18 protein-coding genes are annotated in these 16,860 nt (G+C 58.9%); 8 read left to right on the forward strand and 10 right to left on the reverse strand.

The window, feature by feature from the left end; translation table 11 throughout:
- Positions 1-147: 147 nt before the first annotated feature.
- Genes ONR75_RS03875 through ONR75_RS03885 form a run of 3 tightly spaced genes read right to left on the reverse strand, consistent with a single transcriptional unit; the run spans position 148 to position 3,043 of the window.
- A complete protein-coding gene (locus ONR75_RS03875; RefSeq protein ID WP_265081461.1) occupies positions 148-531 on the reverse strand; it encodes a hypothetical protein in 384 nt (127 codons plus the stop codon).
- Positions 528-2,168, reverse strand: coding sequence for an IS66 family transposase (tnpC, locus tag ONR75_RS03880; protein ID WP_265081462.1), 1,641 nt, complete (start codon positions 2,166-2,168; stop codon positions 528-530). The genes ONR75_RS03875 and tnpC (ONR75_RS03880) overlap by 4 nt, the downstream gene beginning before the upstream one ends.
- A 50-nt stretch (positions 2,169-2,218) precedes the next feature.
- Positions 2,219-3,043: an LOG family protein gene (locus ONR75_RS03885; protein ID WP_265081463.1), complete on the reverse strand. Its 825-nt coding sequence runs from the start codon at positions 3,041-3,043 to the stop codon at positions 2,219-2,221.
- A gap of 103 nt (positions 3,044-3,146) precedes the next feature.
- Here ONR75_RS03885 and ONR75_RS03890 point away from each other — a divergent pair, with 103 nt between their 5' ends.
- The gene (locus ONR75_RS03890) at positions 3,147-3,398 is read left to right on the forward strand and encodes a hypothetical protein (protein WP_265081464.1); all 252 of its coding nucleotides are present in this window, start codon (positions 3,147-3,149) and stop codon (positions 3,396-3,398) included.
- Positions 3,399-3,784: 386 nt separating this feature from the next.
- Here ONR75_RS03890 and ONR75_RS03895 read toward each other — a convergent pair whose 3' ends face one another.
- The 4 genes from ONR75_RS03895 to ONR75_RS03910 form a co-directional block, all read right to left on the reverse strand.
- Positions 3,785-4,411 (reverse strand): hypothetical protein, encoded by a 627-nt coding sequence (locus tag ONR75_RS03895; RefSeq protein ID WP_265081465.1) that lies wholly within the window; start codon positions 4,409-4,411, stop codon positions 3,785-3,787.
- Between the two features lie 296 nt (positions 4,412-4,707).
- Entirely contained in the window at positions 4,708-4,881 is a 174-nt protein-coding gene (locus ONR75_RS03900) for a CsbD family protein (protein WP_265083528.1), read from the reverse strand.
- Positions 4,882-5,119: 238 nt separating this feature from the next.
- Positions 5,120-5,578 carry a Spy/CpxP family protein refolding chaperone gene (locus tag ONR75_RS03905; protein WP_265081466.1) on the reverse strand — a complete coding sequence of 153 codons (459 nt, stop codon included), beginning with the start codon at positions 5,576-5,578 and terminating at the stop codon, positions 5,120-5,122.
- Positions 5,579-5,795: 217 nt separating this feature from the next.
- Entirely contained in the window at positions 5,796-6,047 is a 252-nt protein-coding gene (locus tag ONR75_RS03910) for a hypothetical protein (protein ID WP_265081467.1), read from the reverse strand.
- 520 nt (positions 6,048-6,567) lie between these two features.
- Here ONR75_RS03910 and ONR75_RS32355 point away from each other — a divergent pair.
- Both ONR75_RS32355 and mgtA read left to right on the forward strand, forming a co-directional pair.
- Positions 6,568-7,110 (forward strand): cation-transporting P-type ATPase, encoded by a 543-nt coding sequence (locus ONR75_RS32355; protein WP_320109690.1) that lies wholly within the window; start codon positions 6,568-6,570, stop codon positions 7,108-7,110.
- Positions 7,071-9,221, forward strand: coding sequence for a magnesium-translocating P-type ATPase (gene mgtA, locus ONR75_RS03915; RefSeq protein ID WP_320109691.1), 2,151 nt, complete (start codon positions 7,071-7,073; stop codon positions 9,219-9,221). The genes ONR75_RS32355 and mgtA overlap by 40 nt, the downstream gene beginning before the upstream one ends.
- Positions 9,222-9,393: 172 nt before the next feature.
- On the opposite strand, the gene ONR75_RS03920 is transcribed toward mgtA, so the two are convergent.
- Positions 9,394-11,025 (reverse strand): ABC transporter ATP-binding protein/permease, encoded by a 1,632-nt coding sequence (locus ONR75_RS03920; protein WP_265081468.1) that lies wholly within the window; start codon positions 11,023-11,025, stop codon positions 9,394-9,396.
- Positions 10,982-11,341: a hypothetical protein gene (locus ONR75_RS03925; protein ID WP_265081469.1), complete on the reverse strand. Its 360-nt coding sequence runs from the start codon at positions 11,339-11,341 to the stop codon at positions 10,982-10,984. Before ONR75_RS03925 ends, ONR75_RS03920 begins: the two co-directional genes overlap by 44 nt.
- A gap of 185 nt (positions 11,342-11,526) precedes the next feature.
- Here ONR75_RS03925 and ONR75_RS03930 point away from each other — a divergent pair, with 185 nt between their 5' ends.
- The 5 genes from ONR75_RS03930 (at position 11,527) to tnpC (ONR75_RS03950) (ending at position 15,796) form a co-directional block, all read left to right on the forward strand.
- Positions 11,527-12,594 carry an HWE histidine kinase domain-containing protein gene (locus tag ONR75_RS03930; protein WP_265081470.1) on the forward strand — a complete coding sequence of 356 codons (1,068 nt, stop codon included), beginning with the start codon at positions 11,527-11,529 and terminating at the stop codon, positions 12,592-12,594.
- On the forward strand, positions 12,587-12,964 hold the full coding sequence (locus ONR75_RS03935; protein WP_265081471.1) for a response regulator: 378 nt from the start codon (positions 12,587-12,589) through the stop codon (positions 12,962-12,964). The genes ONR75_RS03930 and ONR75_RS03935 overlap by 8 nt, the downstream gene beginning before the upstream one ends.
- Positions 12,965-13,392: 428 nt before the next feature.
- On the forward strand, positions 13,393-13,833 hold the full coding sequence (gene tnpA, locus ONR75_RS32705; protein ID WP_265078501.1) for an IS66-like element accessory protein TnpA: 441 nt from the start codon (positions 13,393-13,395) through the stop codon (positions 13,831-13,833).
- Positions 13,830-14,195 (forward strand): IS66 family insertion sequence element accessory protein TnpB, encoded by a 366-nt coding sequence (gene tnpB / locus ONR75_RS03945; protein WP_265078630.1) that lies wholly within the window; start codon positions 13,830-13,832, stop codon positions 14,193-14,195. Before tnpA ends, tnpB begins: the two co-directional genes overlap by 4 nt.
- A gap of 77 nt (positions 14,196-14,272) precedes the next feature.
- Complete coding sequence (tnpC, locus tag ONR75_RS03950; RefSeq protein ID WP_265081472.1) at positions 14,273-15,796, forward strand: IS66 family transposase; 1,524 nt, start codon at positions 14,273-14,275, stop codon at positions 15,794-15,796.
- A gap of 400 nt (positions 15,797-16,196) precedes the next feature.
- Here tnpC (ONR75_RS03950) and ONR75_RS03955 read toward each other — a convergent pair whose 3' ends face one another.
- Positions 16,197-16,805, reverse strand: coding sequence for a sensor histidine kinase (locus tag ONR75_RS03955; RefSeq protein ID WP_265081473.1), 609 nt, complete (start codon positions 16,803-16,805; stop codon positions 16,197-16,199).
- Between the last annotated feature and the right edge of the window lie 55 nt (positions 16,806-16,860).

The raw sequence follows: 16,860 nt of genomic DNA on the forward strand, positions 1-16,860 counted from the left end.
ATCCCGCGTTAGACGCGAATGACCGTTATGGGCGATCTATAGCCAGCGCGCCACATTCCGAATCTACCGCTGGCTCACCGTAAGCATCCGGTGAGCCCCGCGGGCGCGGTCTAGGCATGACCGCGGTCAGGAGGCGGCGCGAGGGGGCTATACGGGGTGCAAGATACCGTCGGTCTCGATGGTCTTCAGAGCCTCAGCCAATGACAGGCCACGGTGGAGGCGATACCAGGTTCCGGTGTGGCGATGCCATTGCAGATCGAAGCGGTCGCGGCTGATCCAGTCCAATCGTGTGAATGGTGCGTCAAAGTCTTCGCCATCTGTTTCTGGCTGTCCTGACCGATAGCGCTGGATAAACCGATAGCGATGCCCCTGCCATTTGCCGATGATATCGATCGGGTAGTTAAACTGCGTGGGGCATATTATTGGCAAGAACCTCGGCTTCAACACCTCGTCGATAAAGCGCTGACAGGTGGCGGTGATGAGGGCCTTTTCGGTTTCCGACAAGCCCATCGGGCGACGTTTCGCGATCAAGCGGCGGCCCTTTTAAGATCGGCCGGCTTGCGCCAATTCCACGGCAACAGCTCGTCGAGCTTTTGGGCGGGATGCTCGGCGATGCGCGCCAGCATGTCGGCGAGCCAGGCCTGCGGATCGACATCATTCATCTTCGCGGTGACGATCAGGCTGTACATCACCGCAGCGCGGTCGCCGCCGCGATCCGAGCCGCAGAACAGCCAGGACTTCCGGCCGAGCGCGATACCGCGCAGCGCCCTTTCGGCGGCGTTGTTCGACAGGCAGATGCGGCCATCGTCGAGGAAGCGGGTGAAGGCGCTCCAGCGCTTGAGCATGTAATCCATCGCCTTGGCGACGTCATTGCCTCGCGACAGTTTGGCGCGTTGCTCGCGCATCCAGATTTCCAGATCGGCGACGAGCGGCGCGCTTAACTCCTGGCGAACCGCCTTGCGTCGTTCGGGCGTCTCGCCGTTGACGCCTCGCTCGATCTCGAACAGAGCGTCGATCCGACGCACGGCTTCCAGCGCCAGCGGCGAGATCACCACTGGCTTCTTGCCTTGCACCTTGCGGCGCGCGTTCTCCGCCAGATCGGCCATCACGAAGAATGGCCGTCGGGCATGGACCCAGCACGCGGCCTCCAAAATCGGGCCCGCGTTGCGGCCGGCGTTGTAAAGCTTACCATAGCCACCATAGGCATCGGCCTGGAACAGGCCGCTGTAGCCGGCCAGATGCGCCTGTGGATGCTCACCTGCGCGATCGCGTGAGTAATAAAATACTGCACCCAGCGGTGCCGGTCCGCCGAACGGCTTGTCATCCCGGACATAGACCCAGATCCGGCCTGTCGAGGTCTTGCCCTTGGCCAGAACCGGCACCGTGGTGTCGTCGCCGTGCAACCGCTCGGCGCTGAGCACATAGGCTTCCAGCCGCTGGAACAACGGCGTCAGCACGGCGGTGCAGCCGCCGACCTGGTCGGCCAGGGTCGACAGGCTGATCGGCACGCCCTCTTTGGCATAGCGCTCGGCTTGCCGGTTCAGCGGCTGGTGCTGGCCGAACTTCTCGAACAGCACCATCGCCAACAGGCTCGGGCCCGCCCAGCCGCGGGCGATAACGTGGAACGGCGCCGGAGCCTGGCTGATCTTCTCACAATCCCGGCAGCTGAACTTCTCCCGGACGTGCTGGATCACCTTCCACGATTTCGGGATCACTTCGAGCGTCTCGGTGACGTCCTCGCCGAGTTTCGACAACCGTGCACCGCCGCAGCAGGCGCAAGACACCGGACCGGGGACGATCACACGCTCGCGCGGCAGATGCTCCGGGAACGGTTTTCGCGATGGCCGCTGGCGGGAGAACGACGCCACGGGCGTGGTTGCGCTCTTGGCCTTGGCCGCGGCCAATTCTGCCGCCAGCTCGTCCTCGGTCGCCTTGGCCTCAAGTTCCTCCAGCGTCAGTTCGAGCTGATCCAGCAGGCGTATGGACCGCTCCGAGCGCGGCCCATAACGATCGCGGTTCAGCTTTTCAATCTGCAGCTTCAGATGTGCGATCAGCGCCTGATCGTCGGACTGCCGGGCGCGGACAACGGCAAGTTCGGCGCGTGTGGCAAGCAACGTTGCCTGCAGCGCCTCGATGTCTTCCGGCAATTTTCCAGGGCCGTTTTCCATGCCCGGATGGAATCATAAAAGCCGCGATTTGGCGTGGACTTTTTGTGAGTTCACGAGACTTTTTCGCAGCTATCCGGCGCTCTGCGGTCGCCAGCTGTGAATAAGCATCCAAGATTGACCCCTCCATTGCTTTTTAGATCAATAGCTTGGCTCGCCGATCGGCGTCGGGGCCCCACGCCGACTAACAAACAGAGTTCGGGTGTGACGTAGGGGTTCGGATATTGCTCATGAGGGAGGCTAATGTTTAGTCCGACGGATTTGGCTCCAACGTCGAACGCCCCACGGTTGGCGGCCTCCATCATTCCCGGCCCTCCACCGGTTATGATGGCCGTATGGTGTTTGCGAGCGCCATGATTCGCACTGCCCACGAGACGCCCGAATTCGCGAGCTACATCATAGTAGTGGCTCTTGGCAAAGAGTCGCTCAGCAATTGCTAGCTGACGTTGCAGCTCCATATTGGTTGCGTCGGCAGCTAGCGATGCGCGCAGCGTATCCACCTCGCGAAGTGCGGCAGCCGGCTCGCAAATTCGCGTGCTCCCAAATACGACTATCGTTTGGTGAATCTTGTGCTGTTCAAGCAGCAACTCGGGCTTGAGATAGTCGATCTGTAGGCGCACGCCGCGAACGCCATCTTGCGCGAGAAAATCAATGTCATTGTCAGCTCGACGGTAGCTGGGGTTATTCAGGATCGCCTGCACTCGCTGCAAGGCCTCGGGATCTTCCTCAGTTGCCTTCGGCTGCTGCCAAGGCAGAGGGTCACGCCTTTTATAGGGATGGGCAGGTGCTGGAATTTCTTGCTTCATATTAATTGCTTTTTTTATCATCGCTAATTGTTCCGGCATCGGATTAGATGCCCATTCACCGATCAACAGCAACCAATCATACCGCATATTGAGAACAGCGGACTGCCAGCAAACCAACCATTCAAGGATGTCATTGATCCACGTTAATGGGTGCGCAACCCAAGATGATGATTGGATGGCGCGAGTGATCGCGACGCGCTGCTATTCCAGCCGTCGCAACAATAAATTTTCACCGGCTGGTCGATCTTCCAGCATCGACAGGATCGTGAGACACACCTTCGTCAAATCCGCGAAGCCGAGTTCACGTGCGGCAGCCTGCGATACGTCGATTGTTCCTGACGTGACGGCCACGATCGGTGATCCGGATGACTGCCGAACGACCGTTTTCTCTATTTTTGACGAGGATCATTGTTTCGAACCGAAGTGACCGATGCGCGGCGGTCAAGTCTTTTTGCGCTGGTGTCTTCTCCGCTTGCCATCTCCTCGCTCAGGCTTGAATAGACCGATGCAAGACCGCACTCGTCCGCCTTTACATCGTCTGCGCGGGTCGGCTCGAGTAAAACCAGTTGCAGCAACGCTGTCGCAATCACATGTGGCTTTGCGACAGTTGCTCGACTCCCGAACGCGGAGTAGTGAACCGGGTTTCGTTGCGAAATGGCAAGCACGGCGTCAAATTAAAGGAGCTGCACAATATCTAGGAGAACTCCTCGGCGATTTAATGCCGCAAGATAGCGAGAAGAATAATGATCGGAATTGGGACTCCTAGCAGCCACAGCAGAATTCCGCGACCCATGACTTCCTCCTATGTTCAGTTCACAATTGCTGTTCAGTAAGACTCGCGTTCCGCTCCCGGACATACCCGCCGTCGGTGGCCGCTAGGCTGGCGGCAAACGCGCCGATCAGCAGCGAGGCGGTTAGCCACAGAGACAATTTGGCCGCTGCCTTTCGGGCGTTGTCCAAATCAGTCTTTGCTTGGTTGATGACGTTTGAAACCCGCGTGTCGGCGTCCGCCTGACTAAGCCCAGTGTGGGCCGCAACGACTTGTGCCACATATGTGCGATCAGGCGCAGCAATATCGCCATCACGAAGGCCGGTCGTGAGGATACCCGCGATCTCGCGGCGAGTGGCTCCCAAACTGGTCGTATCTAGTTTTCCGGCAGGATTGGATCGCAACAGCGCATCCACATAATAATCCACCGGACCGCCGGATCCCGCTGATTGGCTTGTCGACATACTGGCTGCGGGTGCAAGTCCCGGTGATGCGCCACCAACAATGTTGCTGGCCGCCGCAGTCAAAAACGCAGCGCTGAGCACCGTGGCGAATGCCCAAGCCAAAAAGCCATGAGCGGTGTCGCGAAAAAAGACTTCGTGGATATGTACGCTGACCCATCTCGTACGCAGCCGCCCCGCGATATAACCTCCTATGGTAGAGGCGAGCATAGCGACAACAATCAGATAAAGACCGGTGCCAATTTCGAATGTGGTCGAAGCTACGCCCGAATTGCCCCAGGGGGTACGACCGAGAAGCCCATGCCGACACCGAACGCAAGGAGGACAAGGGTCAGAGCTGCAGCAGCAACGGCACCTGCTGCAATCGCGGCCCACGATATCGCTGGGCTTTCCGCGACAGGGGTAGAAATTTCAACCGATTCAAAAACCATGAATGCCCCTCGGATGACTATCCCTTCGCTTTTTGGCTAAGGACGGTTAGAAGAAAAAGGTCCCACTCTCAATGCCTATTTTCCTTTAAGCGTGTCTTTGACGCCGCCAATGGCGTTCTGAACCTTGCCCTCTATTTTGTCGGCCTCGCCCTCCGTCTCCAGCTTGGTGTCACCGACCGCCTTGCCGACCGCCTGCTTCACTGCGCCTTTGACTTGCTTCGCCGATCCAACGACCCGGTCCTTGTCCATGATTCCGTCCTCCAATAGTAAACCCCTGAGCGAGAGAAGTTGAAGCTGCGGCGCGAACCAGCGGTCGTCGTTGATTTGGATCAACAGTATTCCGCCTTTTCGAATGGACGTGAATGACAGTGGCAAAGCCGGGAATTGCTTCGATCACATGGCGCGGCGACTTGTTCGCGATTAGTCGAATTGCGAGCAACCAGGACGGCCGCCCGTAATTCAATTTCGTTGCTAGATAGCGTTTCGCTCAATAGGAGTGGCGATCACGATTCCTGCGGAAAAGCGCCTCGGAAAACCGGCGCTTCTGCTGGTCATCGAGGCTGCTGTAGAGCGGCTGGGCGGAATCTGCGAGCTTCTTCCGCGCATTGGATCGGTCGATCTCCTCATCAGCATCTTTGCGCATTTCGTCGATCAGATCGACGCTGCCTTGTTCCTTGGCGTGTGCATTGCGCCAGGCAATCTGTTGTTCGGCCTGCTTCTTCCACATACCCACCACCGCAGTCTCAAAAGCAGACCAATTCTTCTCCTGCTCTGCAGTGAGACGCAGGTCAGCCTTCATTTGGGCAGCGCGAGCCGACGCCTGATCTGTGATCTGGCTCGAGGTCAATTCTGTGCGATCCGAATGATCGCGCGCGACCGCTGACCCGGTTATGGCCGTACCGGTCAACAAGGCCGCAGTCGCAACGAGAATGAGAGTCTTTCGCATGACGTCCTTCTTTCAGGATATTTGAGTTGGGAGTAGTTCGTATTGCGTCGTCACGCAGCACAACGGCCCAGTGATCGATTGGGCCTTGATTGCACTATTCTTGGTTCTTGCTGGTGGTTGGCGGCGCTGGTGGCTTGTTGGTCGGCAGCGCGGGGCGGGTCTTTCGGTATTGTAAACAAACTAATAGACCCGTCCCCGAACTCGCGCCGTCACCCCTCTACTTGGCGCAAGTCTTGTCGGCCTTCAAAGCCGTCTCTGCAGATGCCTTCGTCACGTGCGCGGCACCGACAACCTTCATGCTGCTGCCAGCCGCAGGCTGGGTCTCGACGATTTGACATTTCAGAGTCGCGGTATCCTGAGCCAGGTAGAATGATGGCGGCGCTTGGCCAATGGTCTTTGCCGTCTCAGCCGCGAATGAGGGGGCAGAGAATGCGACGATGGCAGCCGTCGCCAGGAGGATTTTCTTCATGGTGTTCACCAATTGTTATGCGTTCCACATCGAACGGGGGAAAAATGGAGTCTGCTGACGAAGGTTCCTGCACAAACGAATTTGTTTTAGGCGCGCCCATTGACATAGATCAATGACAGCCAAGAAAGGGAATGACGTTGAGTAGGTGACTATCTGCTCGAGCGGCGGAGCCGTTGCTTCTAAATTTGAGCCGCTATCTACAAATTATTCCCTATAAGAAGAAAACGAATTTTCGTCGTAACTCTGAATGAGCGGCATCGCATTGTTGTTGGCCGCCTCTCGAGGTTCTGAGCGAGTAGGCCTTGATTTTTGTCAAAGTGCGCGCACTCTCGGCCGATATCCTTTGAGCTGGTTCGATTGGGTAAGCTGGCGTGTTTCTCAGGATCAGGCTGCTTCCTCAATCGCCTATTTGCCGTAGCGAACACTGGCTCGCTGCACTCAAAAGAATCGCAAGCTTACCCGTGCCAGTGACCCCTTTCGCTGATCTGAGCGGATCTCATGAATGCGAGGAGATGTTAATTTGAACCAGCCGGATCCCAAAGCGGCGAACCCTGCCGTAGCCCCTGTGCGGCAGGAGCCGCCAGGCGCAGCACCCGAAGCATCGATCGCGAGCGGAAAAGCCTTGGCCGAAGTCGCTCGCCTATCGACCGACGACGCACTGCAAAAATTGTCCAGCACGGCGGCGGGCCTCACGCCCGGTCAGGTCGTGCAGCAACTCCGCTCCGTCGGGCCCAATCGGGTTGCTCGACAGGCGCGTCATACGGTTCTCGGCGAGCTTGCTGCGCGCTCGATCAATCCGTTGAATATCCTCCTGCTATCGCTGGCGACGGCATCCTATTTTCTCGGCGATCAGCGCGCGGCGATCATGATCGTGATCATGGTAGTCCTGAGCATCACCCTAGGCTTCCTTCAGGAGTATCGGTCGAGCAATGCTGCCGACGAATTGCAAAAGATGGTATCGATAACCACTTCTGTGCGCCGACAGGGGGCGCCGACCACGCCGATGTTCCGATCGATCAACTTGTGCCCGGCGACATCGTTCTGCTGTCGGCCGGAGACATGATCCCCGCCGACCTCAGGCTGATTTCGGCCAAGGATCTCTTCATCAATCAGTCGACCCTCACTGGCGAGGCAATGCCGCTCGAGAAATTCGCTGCAGCCCACGAAGGCGCGGCCGAGACGCCATTTGATCTCCCCAATATCTGCTTTATGGGTAGCGCTGTCGTCAGCGGTATCGGCTGCGGCGTCGTCGTACTGACCGGCCCGCAAACTGCTTTCGGCGTCGTGGCAACCGCAATCGCCGAGACGCGGCAACTCACGAGCTTCGACAAGGGCATCACTCGTTTTACCTGGTTGATGCTCGGGTTCATCCTGGTGATGGCGCCGCTCGTGTTCGTGATCAATGGCGTGACCAAGGGCAATTGGCTCGAAGCGCTGTTGTTTGCGGTCGCCGTAGCGGTAGGTTTAACGCCCGAGATGCTGCCGATGATCGTGACGGTCAATCTGGCAAAGGGCGCAATGGCAATGTCCCGAAAGAAGGTCATTGTTAAGCGTCTCAATGCAATCCAGAACTTCGGAGCCATGGACGTGTTGTGCACGGACAAGACCGGCACACTTACTCAGGACCTGATTATCCTCAAGCGCCACCTTGATATCAGGGGCGCCGATTCGAACAGTGTACTCGAGTCCGCCTATCTGAATAGTTATTACCAGTCCGGCCTCAAGAACCTGCTCGACGTCGCGGTCCTGAAGCACGGCGATCTCGAAGGTGGCCTAAAGGTTCGGGAACGGTTCAAGGAGATCGACGAAATACCGTTCGACTTCGAGAGGCGAAGGATGTCCGTCGTTCTCGGGCGCGACGACGGAGTTCATGTCCTAATTTGTAAGGGCGCAGTCGAAGAAATCTTCGCGGTCTGCAAGCACTACACGATCGGCGATGAGACTGGTCCCCTCGATGAGAGCCATCTCGCTTCGGCGATCGAGACGACAGCCAAGCTGAACGCCGACGGATTTCGGGTAATTGCCGTCGCCACCAAGGAGATGCCACCGACCCAGGCGATATACTCTGTCGCCGATGAGGCGGATCTCACGTTGCTCGGTTACATCGCGTTCCTCGATCCTCCCAAGGAGACATGCGCCCCCGCGATTGCCGCGCTACAGGCTGGCGGCGTGCAAGTGAAGATCCTGACCGGGGACAACGACATTGTTACGCGCAAGATCTGCCGTGATGTTGGTCTTTCCGTGGATCGCATCGTTCTCGGCAGCGAGATGGCGGCGCTGTCTCCGGAGGAGCTGGCGAACCTAGCGGAAACCGCGACGGTGTTCGCCAAGGTGTCGCCGTCGCAAAAGGCGGCCATTATCGATGCCCTTCACCGCAAGGGGCATGTCGTTGGATTCCTGGGGGATGGCATCAACGACGGACCGGCGCTGAAGACGGCGGACGTCGGCATATCCGTGGACAGTGCCGTCGACATCGCCAAGGAATCCGCGGATATCATATTGCTCGAGAAGAGCCTGGCGGTGCTCGGCGATGGCGTCATTGAGGGCCGAAAGGTATTCGGCAACATAACCAAGTATATCAAGATGGGCGCGAGTTCTAATTTTGGGAACATGTTCAGCGTGCTGGGGGCCAGTATCTTTCTGCCGTTTTTGCCGATGACGGCGATCCAGGTGCTAACTAACAATTTACTCTACGACTTCTCGCAGACCACAATCCCGACCGACAACGTCGATGCAGAATTTCTGGCAGTGCCGCGCCGATGGGACATTGGCAATATCACAAAGTTTGTGCTGTTCATCGGCCCAATCAGCTCGATCTTCGATTATGTCACTTATTTCACGATGCTCTACGTCTTCAATGCGTGGAACAATCCGGCCTTGTTTCAGACTGGATGGTTCGTCGAATCCCTGCTTACCCAGACCTTGATCATCCACATCATTCGCACGGCGAAGATTCCGTTTTTCCAAAGTCGGGCCAGCACAGCGCTCATCACGACAACCCTCATCATTGCCGCAATTGGAATAGCCCTCCCATACTCCTGGTTGGCTGGCTTTTTGGGTTTCGTCCCGCTGCCCCCGGCTTATTGGATCGCGCTGTGCCTTATTCTCCCAAGCTATGTCATCCTCGCGCATGTCGTGAAGACGTGGTTCATCGGACGTTTCGGGTTGAGTTGAATTCAGCCGCTCCGCGATTTCGAGACGCGGTCCGGCGATCGCTGATCAAAATCGAGATAAAACGACTTACAGACTGGTATCAAAATACGGGGCCATGGCGCTCAGTACCATGAGCAAGGTGGACCCTGCGTAAATATGAATTGATGCTCCTGCGCGGGAAACCGGACTCGCATCATGACCGGACGGTTCGCAACCAGTCGTCGAGCCGTTGCAGCCAGCGCCGCGGCGGAGGTGGGGCGGGGGGCGGCTTGAGCTTGAGGCGGTCACCGTCAAGTCCATGAACAAGTTGAAGCGTTCGGGTGTGGTAGACGGCAAGATCCGGACGGTGACCAATGCTCAATACGGTCGTCTGCTTCAGTTCATCATCGAACAGGCGCATGACGCGGCGCTGGCTGTCTTCGTCGAGCGCGGCCGTGGCTTCATCGAGAAAGACCCATCCCGGTTTGTGCAGCAGGAGGCGTGCGAAGGCGAGGCGCTCCTGTTCGCCGAGCGACAGTTCCTGGTCCCAGCGCTCCGTTTGGTCGAGCTTGGCGATGAGACTGCCGAGATCGCACCGCTCCAGAGCTTTCCGAATATTCGCTTCAGGGAAAGCATCGGCGGCGCTCGGATAGCTCAGGGCATTGCGCAATGTGCCGAGCGGCAGGTAAGGGCGCTGCGGCAGGAATGCCATCGCATCAAGCGGAGGCGTGAGGATCGTTCCGGAACCCCACGGCCAGAGACCCGCCACGGCGCGGAACAGCGTCGACTTTCCTCGACCGGTGTCGCCGACGATCAGCACGCGCTCGCCTGGCGTGATGCTGACGGTCGCGTCGTCGATAACGATGTGTCCGTCCGGCAGGAGGATGCGCACGCCCTCGAAAGCGAGATATCCTTTCGGGTGCAGCGCGTGTTTGATCTCCTCTGCGCCTGCCTCGATCGCCGGTAGGTTGTCGAGCGCTTCGCGGAAGCGGGCTACCCGGTGGACTGCGGCGCGCCAGTCAGCGAGCCGCGAAAAGTTGTCGACAAACCATCGCATCGCCCCCTGCACCTGGGTGAAGGCGCCTGCCACCATGATCAGGCCGCCCAGCGTCAAGCTACCGCCGAAATAGGCCGGTGCCGCCACGAGTATCGGAACGACGAGCGACAGCCAGCCCGTGCCCGATGTGATCCACGTGAGGTGGGCGAGCGAGGAAGATATCCGGCGCATGGTATCTACGACAGCCGCGAGCGCGGCTTCGAGATGTCGCTGTTCGTCCTTCCCTCCGCCATGCAGCGCGATGCTCTCGCCGGATTCGTTGACCCGAACGAGGGCGAAGCGGAATTCCGCCTCGCGCGCATATCGCTCGCCATTCAGGGCAATCAGCGGCCGCCCCACGAGCCAAGTCACACCGGAGCCGATCAGGGCATAAACGAGGGCACACCAGACCATGTAACCGGGAATGGCGATGTCGTAGCCCGCCACCTGGAATGTGACCTGCGCCGATAAAGCCCAAAGCACCCCGACGAAAGCGACGATCTGAAGCAGAGAATAGACTATGCCGCAGCCGAGGTCGGCGGTGTAGTCGCCGAGCAGGCGCGTGTCCTCCTGGATGCGCTGGTCCGGGTTGTGACCATACTGACCGGCAAAGCTCAGCTGATAGACGCGCAATGGCTTAAGCCACTCCACCAGCAGGTGACGGGTGATCCATTCGCGCAGTCGAAATTTTAATCGTTCCTGGAGAAAGGTTTGTGCGACCGTGAGGGCCAACAAAACGGCAATGATGAAAAGGAACGTCCAGAGATCATTGACAAAGCCCGACAGATCCTTGCGGCGCCACGGCGTCAAAGAACTGGCCGTTCCACTCGTTGAGCCGCACCTGCCCGGACATATTGGCAATGGTGACGGCGGTCGAGCCAACGAAGATCGCCACCACGCGCCGCCCGCCTTGGGCACGTACACGCGCGAACAGGGCCAGATCGCGGGCAAGATTGAAATCCTGCGTTGGCGCAGCTTTGATGAGCTCTTCCGCGAGAGCGGGTCTGCCCGCTGCGATCGGAATTATCGGCAATACAGGCTGTGCGGCCTGCGGGATCCCAGGCGCTTCCTTCGCCGGAGGGTGTGTGGCCAGGGGAGTAAAGGTTGATCCAACTTCCGGTTTCATTCGTCCGCGTCCACCCCTGCTTCGGCCGTTAGTTCACCGGATTGGCCAGTAGATACCGATAATCCGAATTTTGGCTACCGCAATGAATGGCCGTCGCAGCAAGGAAATTATGCTACCATGAAGGGCCTTGGTTCGGGAAGAAGTCCGTGCCACGGTTATCGCAGCATTACTGCAAAGCAGATTGATTGACCCGTGGCATGTCGGAAATAACGAAGAAGTCGGACGAGCAGAAAGGCGCCGAAGCCGAAGTCGAGAGCTTTCAGGACGACCTCGGCCCGTTTGTCGTTGCCGCTGAAACAACCCGAATGGCGATGGTGTTTACGGACGCGACGGAGCCCGACAACCCGATAATTTTTGCCAATGACAGCTTTCTTTCTCTAACGGGATACGACCGGGAAGAGGTGCTCGGCAAAAGCTTCAATTTTCTGATGGCGCATGGTGCCGACGCTGAGGCGCTGACGCGAATTAAAGCCGAGTTCGAAGGCTCGTCCAGCAGCGGGACGGAAGTTCTCTACCGCCGCAAGGATGGAAGCGAGTTCTGGGCCGCTGTCTTTATCAGTCCGGTTCGTGATGCGAGCGGTGATGTTATTCAATATTTTGCTTCGTTCGCTGATCTTACCAAACACAAGGAGGATGAAGTTCGATCCAGGATGCTCATCGACGAGTTGAACCATCGCGTCAAGAATACCCTTTCAACGGTGCAATCGATTGTCTGGCAGACCTTGCGATCGACCACCGATCCCAAGGCTATCAGGCAATCCATTGAGTCCCGGCTGTTTGCGCTATCCCGGTCGCACGACCTGCTAACTCGCGAAAAATGGGAAAGTGCAGGGCTGCTCGATATCGCTCACGATGCCCTGGAGCCATTCGGGGTCTCGGGCGGTCGGGCGGATCGCATTGTGATCACCGGTGAGAACGTTCGGTTCCCGCCAAAGGCAGCTTTGGCCCTTGGCATTGCGTTCAACGAGCTCGCAACGAATGCCGTGAAATACGGTGCATTGTCCAACGCGGTCGGATCCATCCTGATTGGGTGGACGATTGAGACGGCACCGGCCGGAAAACGGCTTCTGCTGAGCTGGACGGAAAAAGGTGGCCCCGCGGTCACGCCGCCGGCACACAAGGGATTTGGATCGCGGGTGCTCGAGCGTGGTTTGGCCCATGAGCTGGAAGGCACGGTGCATCTGGACTACCGGCCCGACGGCCTTGTTTGCACGATGGACATTCCCTTACCAAGAGACGATCACGATGGATAGGTTGCTCTCTGGTCGGCGGATTCTCGTTGTCGAGGACGAAATGCTGGTTGTTATGATGATTGAAGACATGCTGGCCGACCTTGGATGCAAGTCAGTGACTTCTGTCGCGACGGTCGTCAAGGCCCTCGCTTTGATCGATGCGCAAGACTTCGACGTCGCGTTGCTGGATATGAACTTGAATGGTGACGACAGCCACCCGGTGGCGGAAGCACTCTTCGCGCGCGGAGTGCCGTTCATCTACTCGACCGGCAACACCGATCACGGTTTAAGAGACGGTTACTCAGACCCGCCCGTGTTGAAGAAGCCATTTAAGTATGAAGAACTGGTGGCGATACTTACCCGCATCAGACTTGCACCGATCGAGCAATAATATCATTTGTGCATCGGATGGCGTAGCTCTGCGACAGATTGCCTGCATAAAGTTGTGCTGCGCCTACCCCTGACTTGTGGAGCAATGGTAAGATTGCGGTTGGTTCGCATCGAACCCACCGATGATGCGCGAGGAGTACGCATCCGACCGCGACCCAAGCCATAACGCTAACTGCATGAGCGCGTTATGCGCTGCGGTGACGGCCTTGAACTGTTAAGTGGCTTTCCAAGTCCATGGAAGCAGCTCGGCGACTTGGCTGGCGGAATGATCAGGAAACCGCGCCAGCACATCGGCTGGCTAGGCTTGCGGATCGATATCATTAATCTTGCGGGTCTCTATCAATGTATAGTAAGCGTCGTTCCGGCGCCACCTTCCGGCCAATGTGCAGATCTGCGATTTTGCGGTTACGTCGAACCGCAAGGCTTAGAATGGACACAGTGGATAGTGCTATCACCAAGCCGGTTCGCCGGCTGGAGGTGTTCACCGGTGCGGGGCGCCGTCGGACATGGAGCGACGCGGACAAGGCGCGGGTGGTCGCGGAGATCGAAGCCAGCGGCGACTCGGTTTCCGGGGTGGCACGCCGGCACGGATTGTCGCCGCAGCAATTGTTTGGCTGGCGCCGGCAAGTCAAAGAATCTCAAGCGGTCGTTTCCAAGGATGACGAACCACGGTTCGTCCCGGCGGTCATCGATGCGGCACCGTCCGACACCGGGGGGCCTCGGCAGCGCAAGACGCGGCGACAGCATCGGGATGAACCGCCCGCCGGAATGATCGAGGTTGCGATCGACGGCGTGACGGTGCGCATCGGCGCGGGCGCCCCGGCGGACACGATCGCCGCGGTGTTGCGGGCGCTGAAAGCCGGCGCGTGATCGGCCCGATCGGCCCGACCGGCGCGGTCCGCGTCATGGTCGCGACCAGACCTGTGGACTTCCGCAAGGGCGCCGATGGGCTGGCGGCACTGGTGCGCGAGAGCATGGCGGCGGATCCGTTCTCTGGCGCGGTCTACGTGTTCCGCGCCAAGCGCGCGGATCGGATCAAGCTGGTGTATTGGGACGGCACGGGTCTGTGCCTGTTCGCCAAGCGGCTGGAGGATGGCATCTTCCGCTGGCCGAAGATCGAAGACGGCGTGATCCATTTATCGGCCGCGCAATTGTCGGCGCTGCTCGAAGGGCTGGATTGGCGGCGTGTCCACACGGCGCGCGAGACGGTGACGCCGGCGCAGCCTGGCTGACGCCTGTTGCTGTGGCAAAGTGAATCAGCAGCATCGAGCACGTCGCAAAATGCCGGTAAATATGCTCTGATTTGATTATGCCGCGCGACGCATTGCCCGATGATTCCGAGACCTTGAAAGCGATGCTGCTCGCCGAGCGGGTGCAGAACGAACGGCTGCGTCAGATCATCAGGGACCTGCAGCGCCACCAGTTTGGCCGCCGGGCGGAGACGCTGCCCGAGGACCAGATGCAGCTCGGTTTGGAAGACGTCGAGCAGGCGGCGGCGCGTGACGTCGCGGAAGCTGAGCAGGCGACACCGGCCGCACGACAGGCCGGAGCTGCGAAGCGTCGGGCCAATCGCGGCGCGCTGCCGGCGCATCTGCCGCGGATCGAGACCACCATCGATATCGACGACAAGACCTGCCGCTGCTGCCAGGGCGCGTTGCACCGGATCGGCGAAGACAAGAGCGAGCGGCTGGATATCGTGCCGGCGAAGTTCCGGGTGCTGGTCACGATCCGGCCGAAATACGCTTGTCGCCAATGTGAGGATGGCGTCGTGCAGGCCCCGGCGCCGGCGCGGCTGATCGAGGGTGGGCTGCCGACCGAAGCCACCATCGCCCAAGTACTCGTCTCCAAATATGCGGATCATCTGCCGCTCTATCGGCAGTCCCAGATCTATGCCCGCCAGGGCGTCAACCTCGACCGCTCGACGCTGGCAGACTGGGTGGGGAATGCCGCCTGGCATCTGCGTCCGTTGCACCAACGCCTGCTCGAAAAGCTCAAAGAGCGGCCAAAACTGTTTGCCGATGAGACGACGTTGCCAGTGTTGGATCCCGGCCGCGGCCGCACCAAGACCGGCCAGTTATGGGCCTATGCCGCCGATGACCGGCCATGGAATGGATCCGATCCGCCGGGCGTGGCCTATGTCTACGCCCCGGACCGCAAGGCCGAGCGGCCGATCATCCATCTCGAAGGCTTCAAGGGCATCCTGCAGGTGGACGGCTATGCCGGCTACCGCAGGTTGGCCGAGCGCGGCGACGTGCAGCTCGCATTTTGCTGGGTCCATGTGCGGCGTAACTTCTACAAGCTCGCCACGCCCGGTCCTGCGCCGATCGCCAGCGAAGCGCTTCAGCGCATCGCTGCGCTGTATGCGATCGAGAAGGAAATCCGCGGCCGCAGCGCCGAGGAGCGTCGCCTGGTTCGGCAGCAGAAAAGCCGACCGCTGATCGACGCCTTGGAGAGTTGGCTGCGCGCAAAACTCGGGCTGATCAGCCAAAAGGGCAAACTCGCCGAGGCAATCAACTACGCCCTGTCACGTTGGGCGGGCCTGGCCCGCTTCCTCGACGATGGCCGCATCGAGCTCGACAACAACACCGTCGAGCGCTCCATCCGCCCGATCACGCTGAACCGGAAAAATGCCTTGTTCGCGGGCTCCGACGGCGGCGCCGAGCACTGGGCAACGATCGCAACGCTGATAGAGACCTGCAAACTTCACGACATCGATCCCCTCGGCTATCTCTCGGATGTTCTCGCCAGGATCGCCAACGGTCACCCCAACCGCGATATCGAAGCGCTACTGCCGTGGGCCTACAGAAAGCAAGACCTCAGAGCCGTGGCTTGAGGACGACGCTTACAATGTATAGATGGCGGCTGCGCGATCGCTGCCAGCGTCCGAGCTGGCAACGGTCCGGTTCGGTCTTCCAATCGCTATCAGCCGTTCATTCTGTTGATGTCGGGCAGAAACGGAAGTCTACTGGCGGAGTCATCCGTACTTTGGCTGCACGTTCCGCATCGCTGTGTTGAACGGTGGGCGAACGGCCAATTCTTGAAGGTCAAGGGTCCGGCCGGTGTTGTTGCTTCCATGGCTGCGTAGATGCTCGATTTATGAGTCGGCCTCTACCAATTTCGAGCGGCCCATGATTTCCACGCCGGCCAGAACGGGCGCAGTCACGATTCTCATTCCAGCGACAAAGGCTGGTCCAATTCGAATGCGGCTCCCCTGGTGACCCCTTTCTTTAAAGTTAACGGCATGGTGCTGACATGGCAATTGTTACCACGCTTCGCATTCCCGGAACGGTATCCGTGGTCATTGCTGGAAACAGTATGGTAAATCGCGCGCCTAGGCCATCGTCGCCTCGGGCGAACCGCACCTCACCGCCGATCTGCCTTGCGAAAGATTGAATAATCTTCATCCCCAACCCCTTGCTCGCACTGGGGTCGAACCCCTCCGGCAAGGCCGGCCCATCATTGGAAACAGAAAGCGCATAGCCAAATCCGGGATGGGGCTGCAGACTGATGGCGATGCGACCACTGCCATACTTCGCCGCGTTGGCGATCAATTCGCTGACGATGAAGCCGAGCGGAATTGCGGTCTCGGCCGGTAGATTTATTTCAACAGCCTCGACAACGACCTGCTCCGGGCGCTCATCCGATGACAGCATCGCAGAGAAGTCGCGGCCAAAGTCTTCAAGGAATCCTTTGAACTCGATGGCCTGCGCACCGTCATACGCATGAAGACGATGGTGAATGCGTGCGATCATCGAGACGCGATTGGCAGCAACGGCCAATTGCGCGGCCGCTTCTGCGTTCGTAGATTCTCGGCTCTGCAACGAAAGCAGGCTAATGGTCATCTGCAAATCATTCATTAGCCGATGATCGGACTCCCTTTTCAGTAATTCTTGTCTT

Origin of the sequence: Rhodopseudomonas sp. P2A-2r, from assembly GCF_026015985.1 — a bacterium.
GTDB lineage: Bacteria > Pseudomonadota > Alphaproteobacteria > Rhizobiales > Xanthobacteraceae > Tardiphaga.